We start from the raw sequence: 17,679 nt of genomic DNA on the forward strand, positions 1-17,679 counted from the left end.
CAATTATAAAATTGAGAATATAAAATGCAGCTAGAAATAAATGTCATCGATGCTTTCACTGATAGCGTTTTTAAGGGTAATTCAGCAGCGGTTATTATCACAGAAAATTGGTTGTCCGATGAGCTGATGCAATCTATTGCGATGGAAAACAACTTATCCGAGACGGCATTTCTAGTTTTAGATGAGACTGATGACAAAGATGTTTACCATATCCGCTGGTTTTCACCATTTACTGAGATTGCTTTTTGCGGGCATGCAACCTTGGCGTCTGCCTTTGTGTTATTTAAGAAAAACCCCACTTTAACGTCTATCAAACTCTCAGCCATATCCGTTGGTATTTTGACCGTTGTGCAAACAGACACTGGTAAAATACAAATGGACTTCCCAAACAGAAAGCCTGAAAAGATTACCGACATTCCTCAGGAGTTGTTGGCAGGTCTTTCAGTTACTCCGGTTGACGTTTATCGTAATGAGCAAGCGTATTTCGTGATTTATCATTCTGAAGCGGATGTGCTAAATGTAGAACGTGATAATGAAAAGTTAAAGCAGCTAGCGCCTTTAGATGTGGTGGTGACATGTCAATCTGAATCAGACGACTATAAAAATTACGATTTTATTTCGAGATATTTTTGGCCTGCCAACGGTGGCGATGAAGACCCTGTGACAGGATCGGTGCATACAGGTTTAGCGCCATTATGGGCTGAGCGTTTAGGGAAAAATGAATTGGTTGCTTATCAAGCCTCCAGTCGCGGTGGGGTACTCGATTGCGTGGTTGTAGAGGATAGGGTGCTGGTCTCTGGTAATGCCGTACAGTATCTGACTGGTTCTATTACCATTGAAAAGTAGTGGGTGAGGAGTAGTAAGTTTTGACAGAATTAAAGACCGTTGGGCTATTTGCGCTTACTGCATTAGCAGAAATTATCGGTTGCTACCTGCCTTATTTATGGCTGCGAGAAGGTAAGTCAATCTGGCTTCTGATACCTGCTGTACTGAGTTTGACAGCTTTTGTATGGTTGCTGACATTGCATCCGACGGCTGTGGGCAGAGTCTATGCTGCTTACGGTGGGGTATATGTGGTCATGGCGATTTTATGGTTGTGGACAGTGAATGGTATACGACCAACCACTTGGGATGTTGTAGGTTCTATTGTCGCGCTATTGGGGATGGCGATTATTATGTTTGCACCGCGCAGTGGCTAGGGCGTGTCCTCAATTCAATCGATAGTTATCTAAATGGGTTAAAAGTGGCTAAATCTTGTCAAATGGCGTCAAATAGCTGACTAATATCTCGATATTATCTGCGCTATTTTCCTTGTTTGACTGCGATTTATCTCATTTTTATCACCATTTTTAAAATGAGGACACGCCCTAATTAAAAATTAGTAGCTCACTCAAAAAAATGCCAATCAAACCGTTAAGTTTGATTGGCATATTGATACACTTACTATTAATGCTTACCTAAGATACTGCCGCTGTCTTCTTTCTTAGCTTGTTTTGCCGCTTTCTTTTCTTTTGCCGTCAAAAGCGGTTTCTTTTTTACATTCTTTTTACTATCTTGACCTTTGCTCATGGTAGTTTCCTTTTTAGATAACACATGCCATTCTCTAAGCCAAAGTGAGCTGGTTTGAGGCAGTGCCGTTATAATGACGGCCAACATAGCCGTTTACTGGGTTGAGTATAGGCTTAAGCACTAGTAATAGATAGTATTCGCACAATTCGTCTACGATTAAATGGATTGCTCCTATTAACTAAAATTGCGTCATGTCAATTCGTATAATAAATATGAGTATTCATAAGTGCTTACTTACGGATACATGGTGATTTGCTATAATGGGTGACAAGCTGTTGAATAGACGCGGCAAACCCTTATTTTTAATCGAATTCAAATAATTTTGATACAAAGAAGTCGAAAGCAAGCTATACATTAGTGTGCCTATCGAAGATGACAATGTAGCGGATTTATGTGGATTTGATGATATTACTATCTAGCACGATGGTGCTTACTGTTTTGGTCAAATTATTATGCGTATTCGTAAACTTTTTAAATTTGAAAATGCCCATATCGTTCGTAATTGTAGCTCTGAGCGTTGCAAGCATTCTATCCATGGTCATAGCTATCAGATTGAGCTGATTCTAGAAGCCAAGCGTTTAGACCATGGTCAGATGGTCTATGATTTTGGTTTGTTAAAGTCTTCGATCAAAGACATTATCGACAGCTTCGATCATGCTATTTGTTTTTGGAATAAAGACGATCCTGAATATATTGATGCCTGCAAAAAGTTCAGTGCACGCTGGATAAGCTTGCCAGTATCACCGTCAGCAGAGCAATTCTCACGCGTTATCTTCTTTTGGGCGCAAGAGATTTTGCGCCAGACTCAAATGCAAAATGGCGAGTCAGATGTCAGTGTCTACTCAGTAATCGCGCACGAAACAGCAACGGGTTATGCGCAGTGTTTCGCTGATGATGTGGCCAATGATCAAATGGGCAAACTGGTTTTGGAAGAATTTGCATTTAGTGACCAAGTTTCTAAAGAATGGCATGACCCTGAGCTGTATGCAAAATTGATTCGCGGTGAGAGTTTTATCAATCCATCAGTGACCATGCAAGTACAGACAGAGCAGGTACAGACTGAGCAAGTACAGGCAGGTTCAGACTGATGCACACTGATGAATCTATAAAAGACGGCAAGTACTCGCAAACATTGATACTGAACTCTGACCAAGACACTCAATCATTGGCTCAGCAGCTGGCTGATTTGCCATTGACGGGCAGTGTGTGGCTGGCAGGTGACTTGGGTGCAGGTAAAACCACGTTGACTCGTTATTGGCTGCAAGGGCTTGGTCATACAGGCGCAGTAAAAAGCCCGACATATACCTTGGTTGAGCCTTACAGTATTCAGAAAAGTGATGGTACAACGAAGCCAGTTTATCATGCAGACTTGTATCGTCTTCAAGACCCAGAAGAGCTGTCTTTCATTGGGTTTGATGAGTATCTGGATGAGCCAAATGCTCTGGTCATTATCGAATGGGCAAGCCGTGCGGATGGCTATTTACCACCACCGACTTTGTTTATTGATATGACCCAAGGTGATGGTAATAATCATGGTAAAGAGTCTCGTTTGGTTGAGCTGCGGCTATCGAAAGCAGGACAAGCGCTAGATTTAGATCTATCAACGCTCAAAATTTAATGTTATACACAATGCCTGTAGTCCAAAATATATAATGCTCATTAATGTCTAATAATTACGCTAATACACGTATCAAAAAACTGTCGCCATTGTTAATCAATCAATTAGCAGCGGGTGAGGTAGTGACGCGTCCGGCAGCTGTGGTTAAAGAGCTGCTTGAAAACGCCATCGATGCTGGTGCTACCAATATTGAGGTTCGCATCACTCAAGGCGGTATGGGCTTGATTGAAGTGGTCGATAATGGGGTGGGTATCCATCCCGATGATATGGTCATGGCCATTACTCGTCACGCAACCAGTAAGGTCGCTGATGTCGCTAATCTACACGGCATCACCACTTTGGGGTTTCGTGGTGAGGCACTAGCGGCAACGGCTGCAGTGTCCCGTTTGACTCTAATGAGTAGTCATGATGATAGTGGTGTTGGTCGTCAGTTACAGGTCGCTGGTGTCTTGGCTGATACGCCAAAATTAGTACCTATCGTTCACAATCGTGGAACGACGATTACCGTCAAAGATTTGTATTTCAATGTGCCAGCCCGTCGCGGTAATTTAAAATCTATTGCGACTGAGTTTGGGCATATTGAGACAATCGTTCGAGAAGTTGCTTTGGCGCGAGCAGATGTTGCTTTGACACTCTTTCATGATCATAAAAAACGGCTATCATTATCCGCAAGTACTACGGGTATGAATAATCACGATGACAGTCGTTTGCCATTGCCGCGTCTAGAACAAGCGACTGGTATGGCATTGACGGATAATGCGTTAGCAATATCGATAGATTTAACGAATCTTATACAGCTGTCTGTAGAGTACGGTAATAGCAATATTAGTCAGGCAGCGATTAGTGGCTGGCTATGGCCGCTGCATCATGAAAAATCTGACTTGCCAAAGCTAATCTATGTGAATGGTCGACTGGTCAAAGAAGCCTTAATTAATAATCAGATGCGTCAATTGGCTCAGAGTGCGCAATTAAATGGTATGGGTTATGCACTTTATTTTGACCTGCCAACCCAGTGGCTCAATATCAATGTGCATCCATCGAAGCAGCGCATTAAGATTAGCCCGCTAAATAATATCATGGCGCATTTAAACCACGCGATTCAGTCTCAGCTGAAAAATATCGAAGTAAACGAACAGCCTGAAAAATTTGATAAACCACTAATAGAAAAAAACAAGCTGACAAGTGATGAAAGGGTAAAAGTTGTCGCTACCGATCGGCCTTACGACAGTGTTGTATCTCAGAATCGCAGTAGGCAGGTAAATACTGCTAAGCAATCATATGAGCTGCCAGCCAGTCAGACAATCCAGACAATGCCTCAATCTCAATATTCAGCAGAGTCAGAATTAGGTAGCAATAAGTTTACCGGTCAGCGTACTGATATTTCTAATGGCATGTTGGTAGGAACGAGATATTTACCAGTTTGCTTAGAGGTTATTAGTGGTTTAGATAAGTTAGCACTTGGCACTGACATTGTTAAAGACATTGCTAAAAGCATTGATGATAAGACCTTACCTTGGTTGTTGTTTTTCCACCAAGCACAGTGCTTTCTGATTGCTGAAACGGATTGGCAATCACAGTTGAATCAACTGTTTGAATCACAGATACTGAGCAATAAGGTATTGCATAAAGACAAGCTGCCCAATAGTGCGAGAGAAATAAATCACCAGCTTATTACTATGAGCCAGCAGATGTCTACACAAGACTTGATGCTATTTATAACAGACCTTGAAGCGTTGCTGACTACAAATTCAGTTAAGGCCATCAGTAGTAATCACTTAGTAACGTTGATGCTCTTATCTACGCCTGAAGCAATACTAAGTTAGGTTCGACAACACCTTAATTACTACCCATAAATATTACTTACCTATAAATAATAATTAAAGGCAATTCTATGAGACATTCGTCTGATGGTTTATCTCATAAGCTGACAGATAATAGCGTGGTGTGCTTGATGGCGCCAACCGCGAGTGGCAAAACTGCATTGGCATATGAGCTATATGATACAGGGCGCTACGAGCTAATTTCAGTAGATTCAGCATTGATATACCGTGATATGACTATCGGTACAGCAAAGCCGTCAGCTGATGAGCTGGCACGTTATCCGCATCATCTGGTTGATATCATTGATCCGACACAGAGCTATAGTGTTGCTGAGTTTGTTGCAGATGTTGCTAATTTGATTGATAACTGTCATAAGAATGGCAAAATACCGTTACTAGTGGGCGGTACCATGATGTATTACATGGCGCTACTTGATGGACTATCACCTGTGCCTGATAGTGATGATAGCGTCCGCGCTCGTGTGGATCAGTGGCGGCAAGAGGAAGGTATTGAAGCACTGCATGATTACCTTGGTCAAATTGACCCGATAAGTCATGAGCGTCTTAATGCAACTGATACTCAGCGCATTACCCGAGCAATTGAGGTTTATCTGCAAACAAACATCCCAATCAGTGATTGGCAACGTCAGCCTAAACAAGCACTGGCACATAATCCCAATCAGCAGTGGCATGCATTGACAATTATGCCGGATCGTCCATGGCTGCATGCGCGTATTGCTCAGCGTCTAGATATAATGTGGGATGAAGGGCTGGTAGCTGAAGTGATTGGCTTACTTGAGCAATATACATTAACACCTAATTTGCCTGCTATGCGCTGTGTTGGCTATAGACAAGTATTGGAGTATTTGGTACATATTAATCATCCGATATTTGAATTGCCGCATTTGGACAAAGCGCAGTTTTATGATGCTTTTGAAGGATATTCAGAATCAGTTGATGCACAAGTAATATCAAATAATGCTGTTGAGCTGTCAGCACAATCATTGCTCCACAGTGAAGAGACCGAGGCACTTGCTTGTCAGCAAATGCAAAATAAGGCATTATATGCTACAAGACAACTGGCAAAACGGCAGTACACTTGGTTGCGTAAAGTCATGCAATTGCCTCATGCTACGACAGATGTGATAAAGATGCCGGATTTACCTAACGATGAGAATACCTCTATAGACACGGGTATGATTATAAAGACATTTACAACGATGGCGCAGGCAAGAGAGTATCTATACTAAAAATTGCTCGTATGAGTAGACTATCAGCTCAAAGGTAAGTTGCGCGCAAAGCGTAACGTACTGAAAATTTGGTATAGAAACAGACGCTACACAGCCATCAGAAAGTAGTGACAATTAGTTTCAAATTATAACGTAGATAACTGCTATAATTTAAATCTATGAAAGTAACGGCTTTAACACTACTTTCCTAATTGCTAGTTACTGATGCTTGTTGAAAATAATCATCAATGATACAAGTAGTTACTTAATTATTTACAATAATAATGTATTCACGATAAAGTGGAATCACTTGACAACAATTAGGGTTTATTTAGATACGTTTTATAAAGATAGCTTATTATTGTATCTACCTTCAGCCATTATAATTAAATCAACACTTAAAATAATTGGCGCTCAAAACATAACTATATAATATTTAGGAGAGATTTCATGTCAAAAGGACAAACTTTACAAGATCCGTTCTTGAACTCACTGCGCAAAGACCGCATTCCTGTTTCTATTTTTTTGGTCAACGGCATCAAACTGCAAGGCCAAATTGAGTCATTTGATCAATATGTTGTTTTGCTTAAGAATACTGTCAGTCAAATGGTATACAAACATGCCATCTCAACCGTAGTGCCAGCTCGAAATCCTCGTAGTAGCACGACGACTGGCACTAGCACCCAACAACCTCAAAGCGCAGCGCCAACGGCTTATCAAGGTGGTGGTTTTGAGCGCGGCAGTAACCCTGCTAGCACGGGTGGTTTTGAAGAGCGTGGTTTTGCTTCTAACCGTAGTGGTTTTAATCGTGGTGGGTTTAGCCAAGGCCAAGAGCGCGGATTTGAACGCGGTAGCTTTGGTCAAGGCCAAGAGCGCGGGTTTGAGCGTGGTGGATTTGGTCAGGACCGTGGTTTTGAGAGTCCAACAGACAATGCAGGCTTTGAAGATAAGCCAAATGATGGATCTAATGATAACAACGGTTAAATCTTTCAGTGCATTGCCTAAACTGCATCGTTAAGATATGACTTATTCGATTAAGACCTGCTACTATAGTGGGTTTTTTTTGTATAAATAAACACATAATAATGATTCAATAGGTAGATCGTGATGGCTATTGATAGGTTTTTCCTGATGCTATTAATAGCCTAATATTATTAATATTAGTCATAGTATAGTAAAATAGCTGATTGATTCATTATAAAAATAGAGCGTTTTCATGGATAACACCCAAGCTAATTTGACCCATAAGCAGTTTATCAATAGAGCTATCGAGGCGATTAATACCGAAATATCTGCGCTAACATTATTGACAGAACAGATAGATGATAGATTCGCACAAGCTTGCGATACTATCCTAGCCTGTCAAGGTCGAGTGGTAGTGACTGGTATGGGTAAGTCAGGACTGATTGGCCGTAAAATCGCGGCAACATTTGCCTCTACTGGTACACCATCATTTTTTATGCATCCTGGTGAAGCGGGGCATGGTGACTTGGGTATGTTGGTAAAAGGTGATGTGCTACTTGCTATCTCTAACTCAGGCGAGTCTGATGAAATTAAGATGCTACTGCCTGTTGTTAAACGTTTAAATATTCCATTGATTAGCATTAGCCGTGATAAGCGTGGCATGCTGCCTCGTGCTGCTGATATTGTCTTGACACTTGGTCAGTTTCAGGAAGCTTGTCCTCTTAATCTAGCACCTACCTCGAGTACCACAGCTACTTTGGCCCTTGGCGATGCCTTGGCAGTTGCTTTAGTACATGCTCGCAACTTTACCTCAGAAGATTTCGCATTGTCGCATCCGGCAGGTGCACTAGGCCGCCAGCTGCTAACGCGAGTTGAAGATTTAATGCATACTCAGTCTGAAAATCTACCACTTATTCATCAGAACGCTCCACTGCAAGAAGCTTTATTTACGATGTCTGCTGGGCGCTTGGGTATGACAGTAGTGACTGATGATAGTGATAAAGTCATTGGCGTATTTACAGATGGTGACCTGCGTCGTGGCCTAGAAAAAGGTATTGATCTACAAACACCAATGGGTGAATTGATGGTCAGTAATCCACGCCGTATTAGTAAATCTATGCGTGCCTCAGATGCGCTTAGCGTGATGAACGAAAACAGCATCAGTCAGTTGTTAATTATTGATGACGAAGATCGTTTGGAAGCGATTATTACGGTACATGACTTGTTGCAAGCTGGTGTAAAGTAAGTAGACTGGTGATATCGGCTTATCATAATAAAATCTAACAAACGGCTTTAAGCAAGAGGTACATGATGCAGGACTTAATCAAAAAAGCTGGACAAGTAAAATTACTGGTAATGGATGTTGATGGTATATTATCAAATGGTCAAATCATCTATGATGCCAATGGTATCGAGACCAAAGCATTTTCAGTTCATGATGGCGTTGGTGTTAAGTCTTTAGCACGTTATGGTATCTTAACGGCTATTATTACTGGTCGTAGCAGTGCTATGGTTGATAAACGTGCCCTCGAGATGGGTGTTGGCTACGTGGTACAAGGACGTGATGATAAGCTCATTGCGCTAAATGAGCTGCTATCAACCCTTGATCCAGCACTTAATATTACGGCCGCTGATTGTGCTTATATGGGTGATGATTTACCAGATATTAAAGCGATGCAAACAGTCGGGTTTTCTGCAACAGTCCCTAATGCACATGCGGAAGTAATCAATCGAAGCGATATGGTCACGACTCGTGCAGGTGGCACTGGCGCTGTACGTGAAATATGTGATCTCATCTTAAAGGGTCATGGACACTATCAAGACTTTATTGCGCACTATACGCTTGATGAAGTAAAAACTCAGGATGATTTGTCGTGAATACTCGTGTTTTAGTAATTATTGCATTAATTATTGCTGGTATTGCAGGTTGGTTTTTTCAGCAGCAGGGTGATGTTGCGCCACCAGTTAGTATGGCACCCACTGATGTCGATTATGAGGCAACAGAAATTAAGGCGGTACAGACTAACGATGAAGGTGAGACTGAGTATGAGCTAACGGCTGAGTCCTTGACGCATAATCCAGAAACCAATCTGGACGAAATGTCAGGTATCACTATGAATTGGGAGCCGTCCGCTGAACAGCGCTATCGTATTGAAGCGGGTACGGCTGCTATCAGTCAAGAGACAGGTGAGCTTAGTTTGTCAGGTGGCTTCTCACTTGTTAGTGAAGGCAATAAAGACGCGTCTGAAGTTGAGCCAATAAAAGTGACAGGTAGTATCCTTAAAGGTAATACTAAGTCAGGCAAAGTATATAGTGACGAGCCTGTTCAGGTCGAGCAAGGGATGAACCGGTTTGAAGCCTCTAGTATGACTGCCAATCTTGAAACAGGTGAATATGAGTTTGGCCACGTCGCTGTTGCTTTTACTCCTTCTGAACGCCAAGATAAAGCATTGTTCTAATGATAACGGTGCTTATTGCTTATATAAAAAGACAGCAGCTAGCATAAAGTTTGCAAATTCTACTACCCATTATAAAACGAGTGATTTTATGAAATCTAAATTTTTGCCTACTTTGCGCTCAAATTCAAAAGCACATAGCTTGCGCCAACTGTGCAAGTTACCAATGGTCATGCTGCTAGCATTACCACTTTATAGCCATGCGCTACCATCAGATTCCAATCAAGAAATAAAACTGTTGGCTGACAAAGCGACTTATAGTGAGCGTACAGGCGTGACCAGTTACTCAGGCAATGTCAGTATTACCCAAGGTACGTTTAAGATGACAGCGGACAATATCACTGTTAACTTATCGCAGCAGCGTAGTATTAACTCAGCCGTAGCGACTGGGCGTCCAGCGACTATGCAGCAAGTAGTGACTCAAGAAAAAGGGCTAGCAAAAGGCCAAGCCAGCAAGATCGATTATAATGCAGTCACTGGCATCATTACTCTAACGGGTAATGCCAAGTTGGTTCAGAATGGTGCAAGTTTTGCTGGTAATGTCATTCGTTATAGCCTAAAAGCAGGTGATGTTGAGGCAACGGCTGGTGGTAATCAGCGAGTAGAATTGGTATTTCCGCCCAGTAATGGCAGCAGCCAAAGTGGCGTACGCTAAGACGTTAAATCGTCTATGTACCAATATACAAAATAATCTGCACCAGTGCTTAGATTTTTCAACAGTATGAGTAAGTTATGAGTGATAGTAAAAATATAGACTCTCCAGCCACGGGTAATAATATAGTACCTGCTGAGCGATTATCGATGCAAAATCTAGGTAAGCGCTATGGTAAACGTTGGGTCGTAAAAGATGTCTCGTTCTCTGTTGAACAAGGACAAGTTGTTGGGTTATTAGGCCCCAACGGTGCAGGTAAGACGACCAGTTTCTATATGGTGGTGGGTCTGGTTAACATGGATAAAGGCCGTGTGACGTTAGGTAAAATGGACCTATCTAAATATGCGATGCATGAGCGTGCTCGTGCAGGTATTGGCTATTTACCGCAAGAAGCTTCAATTTTTCGCAAATTGTCTATCGAAGATAATATCCTAGCTATTTTGCAAACTCGTAAAGAATTAACTAAAAGTGAGCAAAAGCAAGAGCTTGAAAAGTTAATCGGTGAATTTCATTTAGAGCATGTACGAAAATCTTTGGGAATGAGTGTGTCAGGTGGTGAGCGTCGTCGCTGTGAAATTGCACGCGCATTGGCAGCTGACCCAAAATTCATCTTATTAGATGAGCCTTTTGCAGGCGTTGATCCTATCTCTGTTGGTGATATCAAAGACGTTATTCTGTCCCTAAAAAATCGTGGTATTGGGGTTTTAATTACGGATCATAATGTACGCGATACATTGGCCATTTGTGAAAAAGCTTATATCGTTTCAGAGGGCGCCATCATTGCGGAAGGTACTTCGGCTGAAGTCTTAGATAATGAGCTAGTAAAATCTGTCTATTTAGGTAAGGATTTTCAGGTATAAACCGATACCTTTTCATATATACCACGCTAATATTTAAGCTGGTTGCTAGAATCAAAAGGTTTAATTGATGCCTTCAGCCAGCTACTGCTATCGCTAATTTTCTTATTTCTAGAACATCACCTCATTTGATACCGTCCCTTCTATCGGTCACAGCCTATTATGGCTATGGCTAATTAATCTCTAAGTCATACTTATATGTAAACTAGACTAGACTCGCACTCATACAAGTGTCACGATATTTTCTCAGTTATTTTTGATTGAACACCTGAATAAGGCTCATAAATTATGGCAAAAAATAAGAGCAGTTATGTCTGTCAGCATTGCGGTGCGCATTTTGGTAAGTGGGCAGGGCAGTGTACGGATTGTGGCGAGTGGAATAGCTTGGTCGAAGCGCCTAATGTCAGCATGCCACATCATAATAAAAACACAGCCAAACCTAATGCCAGTCGTGCCGTCTCTCGTAGTACTGGTGCACCTGCGGGTAATTATTCAGGTACCCATAGCGCGGTTATGCCGCTTAATGCAGTCAGCGTAACGCTAGACACGCGCCTACCAACGGGCATTGGTGAGTTTGATCGAGTGCTAGGTGGTGGATTGGTCGCTGGTTCTGTAGTACTGATAGGCGGTGACCCTGGTATTGGTAAGTCGACTATTCTGTTGCAAACGGCGACTAATATGGCACGTGCTGACTCACTGGCAGGTAGTGCACTGTATGTGACGGGTGAAGAATCACTGGCGCAGGTAGCCATGCGTGCCAAACGTTTGGACTTGCCTGCAGATAGACTGCGCGTACTCGCTGAAACCAATGTGGAGACAATTTGTGCAGCTTTAACGCAAGAGCAGCCAGCCATTGCCATTATTGACTCTATTCAGACGATTTATACAGATGCGATCAACTCTGCACCGGGCGGTGTGAGTCAGATTCGAGAGTCTGCGGCGATTTTGACCCGCTATGCTAAGCAAACGGGTACGGCATTATTCTTAGTAGGTCATGTGACAAAAGAGGGCACGCTCGCAGGACCTCGTGTACTTGAGCATATGGTAGATACAGTGCTGTACTTCGAAGGTCAGTCAGACTCTAAGTTTCGCATGATTCGTGCTGTCAAAAACCGTTTCGGTGCGGTTAATGAGTTGGGTATCTTTGGTATGACTGACATGGGTCTTAAAGAGGTAGCCAATCCATCAGCGATATTTTTGAGTCGTTATGACAAACCTGTGGCTGGTTCTGTTGTCATGGTCAGCCGCGAAGGCACAAGACCTCTATTGGTAGAAGTACAGGCCTTAGTTGATGATTCGCAAGGTTCGCCTAGACGGATGGCGTTGGGGTTGGACTTTCAGCGTCTATCTATGTTGCTAGCTGTCATGCACCGTCATGGTGGTATTCATACCAGTGGGCAAGACGTCTATGTCAATGTGGTCGGCGGTGTCAAAGTCATTGAGACAGGTTCTGATTTAGCAGTGCTATTGGCTTGTGCCTCAAGTATCAAGGAACGGGCATTGCCATCGTCACTAGCTGTCTTTGGTGAAGTAGGACTCTCTGGTGAAATTCGCCCTGTACCTAATGGGCAAGAGCGTCTCAAAGAAGCGATGAAGCATGGATTCAAGCACGCCATCATTCCAAAGGCTAACGCGCCTGCTAAGAATGCACCTCAGTTTAAAGGTATTAATGTCATTGCTGTAGAGCGGCTTGATGATGCGATTGAGAGCGCATTTGAATTATAGGGTTTCATATCTTTGATGTAGTCAATTTGAGCTAAACAAAAAAGCGCCTAACTCGTCATAGTTAGGCGCTTTTTATGGTTTGATATAGCTATTAGATAAAGATTAGGGTAGAACTATTGCAGTAGGACTTATGGTCCTGAAACACGCTCAATAGAAACGTTGCCAACCCCTTTGTTCGTAATACCTAGGCGTTTAGCAGCGCCATAAGATAGATCTAATACGCGGTTGCCATGGAATGGACCACGATCATTCACTTTTACCACGACGCTTTTGCCATTTGTATTATTAGTGACTTTAACATAGCAGTTCAATGGTAATGAGCGATGTGCCGCCGTCAATGCATTCATATCGAATGTTTCACCACTCGCTGTTTTACGGCCATGGAATTTACGACCATACCAAGAAGCTAGGCCAGTCTGCTTAAACTTACTGACTGAGTTAGAGGCGACGGCTGTCAGACGCTCTAGTACATCTTCATCATTGGTCACTTGAGTTGTGTCACTGGCCAACAGTGAGCTGCTAAGTGCTAATGAAGTAGGTTGTCGTGCTGACTTAACCAAACTTGATGCACCATCATGTTGACGGCTGAGCTCACCAAGCACACGATCGATATGGGAGGCGTTATCTTGTGAAATCATCGCAAGGGAGGTTTTTGATTCTACAGCATTTGCATTAGTAACGGCTGCAGAGCCGGCAAACAATACTGCTGATACGGTAAGTAAACCAGATAAACGCTTATTCATAGATACCTCTATAACATGTACATTAAAACCTAACTCTAATCATGTTAGATGGCGTGTCACAGTATTTGTTCTGCTTAACTGTGTCATACACTTAAGTCTTATTATTAATCTGATTTTTATATAATAATTGATACCAGATAAGACTTTTATAGATTTTAATATAGGGTAATTTTTCATAATCATAAGTCGGTTACAGTTACTTCACTGAAGGTACTTATGACACGCTCAAATGATAGTCAACGATATTAGTAAAACAAATAATTCAGATAGGACAGTTAAGTACTAAACCTATTGTTTAATAAATGCCTTTACGTATAAATTTGTGGCTAAACCGTTAATCCAGTAGTGTATTTGAAAGCTCAAAATCTACAAGCTGCTTACTATACGGCTGAGCTACAACCAGAATATAATTGAATGAAAACTTTTTTAGTAGCTCTGTACGGGTTATGTATCAAAGTACATTTGAACGAGGTTAACGCAATTATTTGTAAAAAACAAGGATTAAAATCTATCAGTACTATTTATGGAGGTGTGTTTTGCGAGAAAGGAATTAAAGATAAAGTTGATGTTTATATTATCTATATCAAATATTTGCGAGTATTTTAATAGCCTATCTAGGGGGTTTTTATGGCAATGTGTATGTTTTTCACTGAAATAATCAAATGCTAAAAATTATTGAATTTAATCAATATATGATGTTTATGCTTAGTTTTCTCTGAACTTGCTACTATCTGAACTCACTACTTTAATCCGTTAAATTAAAGGTTGTAAAGGAGGGGTATTTCCCATTTTATCCCTCCCAGTTATCTTTAAGTATTTTTTGACAAATCAGCGCTAACCTGATTTATGGGTGTGGATAGACATTAGCAGCCCAAAGCCTGCCATCAGCGTTACGATAGCAGTACCGCCATAGCTGATAAAAGGTAAAGGGACACCAACCACAGGTAAAATACCACCAACCATACCGACATTGACGAATACATAAACAAAGAAAGACATGGCAATAGCACCTGCTAACAATCTGCTATAGGCATCAGGGTGGGTAAAGGCAATGTACAAGGCGCGCATGAGGATACAAGAGTAAATAAACATCAATAGCAATACACCTAGCAAGCCAAACTCTTCAGAAAAAGCGGCAATAATAAAATCTGTATGACCCTCTGGTAAGAAGTGTAGGTGCGACTGCGTACCCTCTAAGTAGCCTTTTCCTGTGAGGCCACCAGCCCCAATAGCAGTTTTAGATTGAATGATATTCCAACCAGCTCCTTGGACATCGGCTTCAGGGTTTAGCAATGTCATGACGCGTGTTCGCTGATAGTCGTGTAATAGAAAGTTCCAAGCGAAGGCGATAAGAGGTACTGCTAGAATGGCTGCTGCTGAAATCAGTCGCCAAGATAGCCCTGCTAAAAACAACACAAAAATACCGCTGGCTGCTACCAATATCGAGGTGCCAAGGTCAGGCTCTTTAGCAATCAATAAGACAGGTACTATGATCAATCCTAACGTGATAGCGATACTAGAAGCGGATGGCGGCAACTCACGTTTGGACAGAAACCAAGCACACATCATCGGCATGCCCAGTCTCATAAATTCTGATGGCTGAACACTACCAAACCCAGGTAGGTTAATCCAGCGCTGAGCACCCATACGTACTTCACCGATGATATCAACTAGTACCAACAGTATCAGCCCAAGCACATAAAATATGGGCGTAAAGGTACGATAAATACTAGGAGGTATCTGCGCCATAATAACCATGACCGTAAACGCCACACCATAGCTGATCATCTGGCGTATGACCATATTGACGTCTTGGGCTGCAGCACTGTATAAAATCGTCAAACCAATGCAGCAAACCGTTAATAAAAGCAGTGTTAGCCATGGGTCGATATGAATACGCTGCCATAGCGTTGGTGCATGACCTTGGCCGAAGTGATGGCTCTGACGTGAAAAACGATATTGCGGATTAGAAGACATAGGCAAAGTGAGTCTGGCAATTGGTGTAAAAGAGAAGGTTTATCTAATGATATAGATTCAGAGAGATATGTTATTTACACTGGTGAAATATTGCGTAAAATATAACAAATAAGCAACAAAGTCACATAATTATAAAAATTATGAGGATAAGTGTTAATTACGAATATCACTCCTCTGATTAGAGGCGATAGTTTAGCCTGCTTGCTGAAAATTTGATAGTATCGATAAAACGTTTTTAGCGGTAGAATCTTGCAATGAATAATATAAAAACCCATAGCTATAGGCGTATTCAGCAGCCTATGATTGCATTACTTGTGTGTGTCAGCAGTATTTCTGCCCATGCTGCGCTTACCAGTGATAATAGTGAACGTCGAATACAAGTACGTCAAGGTAGTAATGTCTACATTGAACCTTCCACAAATGGCTCAATTCACAGTCCTGGTGTTACGATGCTGAGTGGCCAAAATACTACCAATGGCGATAGCATGCAGGGATTGATTGCTCAAAAACAGCGTGATTTTAATTTGGATGCCCGTCTATCTATCGAAGAAAATAAACGTGTGAATATCAATCGGCGTGAGCCTTTTGGTAGTACGAATCAAGGTAATAATAATTATAATACTCCGAGTAATACCTATAGTGACTCTACCAGTATCGACTTCAATGCATGGTTGAATAGTAATAGTTACCGTGCTAGGCAAGTGGCAGAGTATCAGCGCTATCTAAGCTCGCAAGTGGGTGCAAAAAACGTACCACCGTTATCTCAACTATTGACGACTGCGCGCAGTTGGAACAAGTGTGGTTATGAGCCTTATCAGTTACCTCCACAAGAGTTGTGGGCAAATATTGTACCGACGTTACGTCTGTATAGCGATTTGAAGCAGCAAGGAGTGTTGCCAGCCAGTAGCGAGATACGCTCAGTATATCGTAGTCCCGGCCTCAATGACTGTGCAGGTGGTGCTGATAGCAGTAAGCATATGAATGCTAGTGCTATGGACATCTGGGTGCCAGAATATGAAGACAACTTATGGAGGCTGAGCACTATGCAGGATAGTTTGTGTCAGTTCTGGCAATATCAAGGACAAGCTCATAATTTTGGTTTAGGCCTATATGCGACAGGTGCTATTCACTTAGATACTGATGGCTATCGTAAGTGGGGGTTCAACCATGCGAGTAGTGGCTCGCCTTGTCGCTATTAAGGTTATTTATCAGTGATCAGAATAACAAATAAGTATTTGCTGACAGCAATAGAAAGAAGATCAGCTGTAGGATTGTTTAAAAGTAAAAAATAAACGGATGAATCATAAATTTTCTTTGGTATTAATGAATATGCTGATAAACTATATCCGCATAACTAAAAGTAACACTTACTTGACCTCTTGATTGAGTCGCTAGACAGCTTGTAAACCTTGCCTGCCAATCTTAATAATTCCATACTTTTACAAGAAATTTATTATAAGTAGAATTTATGAAAAAGCAGTACTCAGCAAAAAATAATCATACCTATAAGTCCACCAAAACATTTTTGAAGTTAAATAACAAGCGCATTGTTTTATTTGGTTCAGCAATTCTCTCGATTTTATTTATCAGTGCTTGTAGTCCGGATTCTATTTTTGAGGATAGCATGCCAATGACCGAGGCGACTGCTAACAATGCTGATAAAGACTTACAAGAGGCGCAAGAGATCGAAGACAATATTCGAAACTCTTACGCTCGATTGGCTTCACAACGTTCAGATGTCTGTCCAAAACTGATACAAGAAAATGTCGGCAGTCATGTCATTGAGCGTAATGCAGAAGTCATGGTGAATGATTATTGTGATTATTTTCTATATCCACAAGAAGGTCAAAATATTTCTGTTAAAGTTAATAATCGTCAAATCGAAGCATTATTAATAGTCCCTACATTACACAACTTTGCCAATGGTGATTATCAAGTAAGCTCTTACGACAAGCACGTGATTCGACTGGCTTACAATGGGGCAGACTATAAGCCTGAAAATTTTATTTATGACGTTGCCGTAACCATTGCCAATTAAATATGCCCTTAACTGTCTTCATCACTAAAGAT

The 17,679-nt window shown here is 41.6% G+C and carries 18 protein-coding genes; 15 read left to right on the forward strand and 3 right to left on the reverse strand.

The genetic code is table 11. The features are described from left to right. The first annotated feature begins 24 nt into the window (after positions 1-24). Together ACZW67_RS07210 and ACZW67_RS07215 are read left to right on the forward strand one after the other, a co-directional pair. Complete coding sequence (locus ACZW67_RS07210; RefSeq protein WP_465182720.1) at positions 25-846, forward strand: PhzF family phenazine biosynthesis protein; 822 nt, start codon at positions 25-27, stop codon at positions 844-846. Between the two features lie 20 nt (positions 847-866). Beyond that, complete coding sequence (locus ACZW67_RS07215) at positions 867-1,199, forward strand: YnfA family protein (protein WP_465182721.1); 333 nt, start codon at positions 867-869, stop codon at positions 1,197-1,199. A gap of 247 nt (positions 1,200-1,446) precedes the next feature. Here ACZW67_RS07215 and ACZW67_RS07220 read toward each other — a convergent pair whose 3' ends face one another. Next, positions 1,447-1,569, reverse strand: a complete 123-nt coding sequence (locus ACZW67_RS07220; protein WP_265090119.1) for a hypothetical protein — start codon at positions 1,567-1,569, stop codon at positions 1,447-1,449. A gap of 452 nt (positions 1,570-2,021) precedes the next feature. On the opposite strand from ACZW67_RS07220, the gene ACZW67_RS07225 reads away from it, so the two are divergent. The 11 genes from ACZW67_RS07225 to radA all read left to right on the forward strand — a co-directional run bounded on the left by ACZW67_RS07225 (position 2,022) and on the right by radA (position 12,889). Beyond that, complete coding sequence (locus ACZW67_RS07225) at positions 2,022-2,657, forward strand: 6-pyruvoyl trahydropterin synthase family protein (protein ID WP_197101333.1); 636 nt, start codon at positions 2,022-2,024, stop codon at positions 2,655-2,657. Then, positions 2,657-3,187, forward strand: a complete 531-nt coding sequence (tsaE, locus tag ACZW67_RS07230) for a tRNA (adenosine(37)-N6)-threonylcarbamoyltransferase complex ATPase subunit type 1 TsaE (protein WP_465182722.1) — start codon at positions 2,657-2,659, stop codon at positions 3,185-3,187. Before ACZW67_RS07225 ends, tsaE begins: the two co-directional genes overlap by 1 nt. 44 nt (positions 3,188-3,231) lie before the next feature. After that, the gene (mutL, locus tag ACZW67_RS07235; RefSeq protein ID WP_465182723.1) at positions 3,232-5,010 is read left to right on the forward strand and encodes a DNA mismatch repair endonuclease MutL; all 1,779 of its coding nucleotides are present in this window, start codon (positions 3,232-3,234) and stop codon (positions 5,008-5,010) included. A gap of 68 nt (positions 5,011-5,078) precedes the next feature. After that, positions 5,079-6,257, forward strand: a complete 1,179-nt coding sequence (gene miaA, locus ACZW67_RS07240) for a tRNA (adenosine(37)-N6)-dimethylallyltransferase MiaA (protein WP_465182724.1) — start codon at positions 5,079-5,081, stop codon at positions 6,255-6,257. Positions 6,258-6,686: 429 nt separating this feature from the next. Further along, positions 6,687-7,220, forward strand: coding sequence for an RNA chaperone Hfq (hfq, locus tag ACZW67_RS07245; RefSeq protein ID WP_465182725.1), 534 nt, complete (start codon positions 6,687-6,689; stop codon positions 7,218-7,220). A 232-nt stretch (positions 7,221-7,452) separates the two neighbouring features. Further along, a complete protein-coding gene (locus ACZW67_RS07250) occupies positions 7,453-8,445 on the forward strand; it encodes a KpsF/GutQ family sugar-phosphate isomerase (RefSeq protein ID WP_465182726.1) in 993 nt (330 codons plus the stop codon). Between the two features lie 65 nt (positions 8,446-8,510). Next, positions 8,511-9,077, forward strand: a complete 567-nt coding sequence (locus ACZW67_RS07255; protein WP_465182747.1) for a KdsC family phosphatase — start codon at positions 8,511-8,513, stop codon at positions 9,075-9,077. Then, entirely contained in the window at positions 9,074-9,658 is a 585-nt protein-coding gene (gene lptC / locus ACZW67_RS07260; RefSeq protein WP_197217423.1) for an LPS export ABC transporter periplasmic protein LptC, read from the forward strand. The genes ACZW67_RS07255 and lptC overlap by 4 nt, the downstream gene beginning before the upstream one ends. 163 nt (positions 9,659-9,821) lie before the next feature. Continuing rightward, on the forward strand, positions 9,822-10,310 hold the full coding sequence (gene lptA, locus ACZW67_RS07265) for a lipopolysaccharide transport periplasmic protein LptA (RefSeq protein WP_227681408.1): 489 nt from the start codon (positions 9,822-9,824) through the stop codon (positions 10,308-10,310). A 146-nt stretch (positions 10,311-10,456) separates the two neighbouring features. Next, a complete protein-coding gene (lptB, locus tag ACZW67_RS07270; protein ID WP_197130789.1) occupies positions 10,457-11,167 on the forward strand; it encodes an LPS export ABC transporter ATP-binding protein in 711 nt (236 codons plus the stop codon). 285 nt (positions 11,168-11,452) lie between these two features. Continuing rightward, complete coding sequence (gene radA, locus ACZW67_RS07275; protein WP_197217417.1) at positions 11,453-12,889, forward strand: DNA repair protein RadA; 1,437 nt, start codon at positions 11,453-11,455, stop codon at positions 12,887-12,889. A 128-nt stretch (positions 12,890-13,017) separates the two neighbouring features. On the opposite strand, the gene ACZW67_RS07280 is transcribed toward radA, so the two are convergent. Together ACZW67_RS07280 and rodA are read right to left on the reverse strand one after the other, a co-directional pair. Beyond that, positions 13,018-13,632 (reverse strand): septal ring lytic transglycosylase RlpA family protein, encoded by a 615-nt coding sequence (locus ACZW67_RS07280; RefSeq protein WP_465182727.1) that lies wholly within the window; start codon positions 13,630-13,632, stop codon positions 13,018-13,020. An 834-nt stretch (positions 13,633-14,466) separates the two neighbouring features. After that, positions 14,467-15,609 carry a rod shape-determining protein RodA gene (gene rodA / locus ACZW67_RS07285; RefSeq protein WP_465182728.1) on the reverse strand — a complete coding sequence of 381 codons (1,143 nt, stop codon included), beginning with the start codon at positions 15,607-15,609 and terminating at the stop codon, positions 14,467-14,469. A gap of 299 nt (positions 15,610-15,908) precedes the next feature. Here rodA and ACZW67_RS07290 point away from each other — a divergent pair, with 299 nt between their 5' ends. Beyond that, entirely contained in the window at positions 15,909-16,808 is a 900-nt protein-coding gene (locus ACZW67_RS07290; protein ID WP_465182729.1) for a D-Ala-D-Ala carboxypeptidase family metallohydrolase, read from the forward strand. 269 nt (positions 16,809-17,077) lie between these two features. Next, positions 17,078-17,647: a hypothetical protein gene (locus tag ACZW67_RS07295; protein ID WP_465182730.1), complete on the forward strand. Its 570-nt coding sequence runs from the start codon at positions 17,078-17,080 to the stop codon at positions 17,645-17,647. Positions 17,648-17,679: the final 32 nt, after the last annotated feature.

The organism is Psychrobacter sp. TPE 89C (assembly GCF_055522395.1).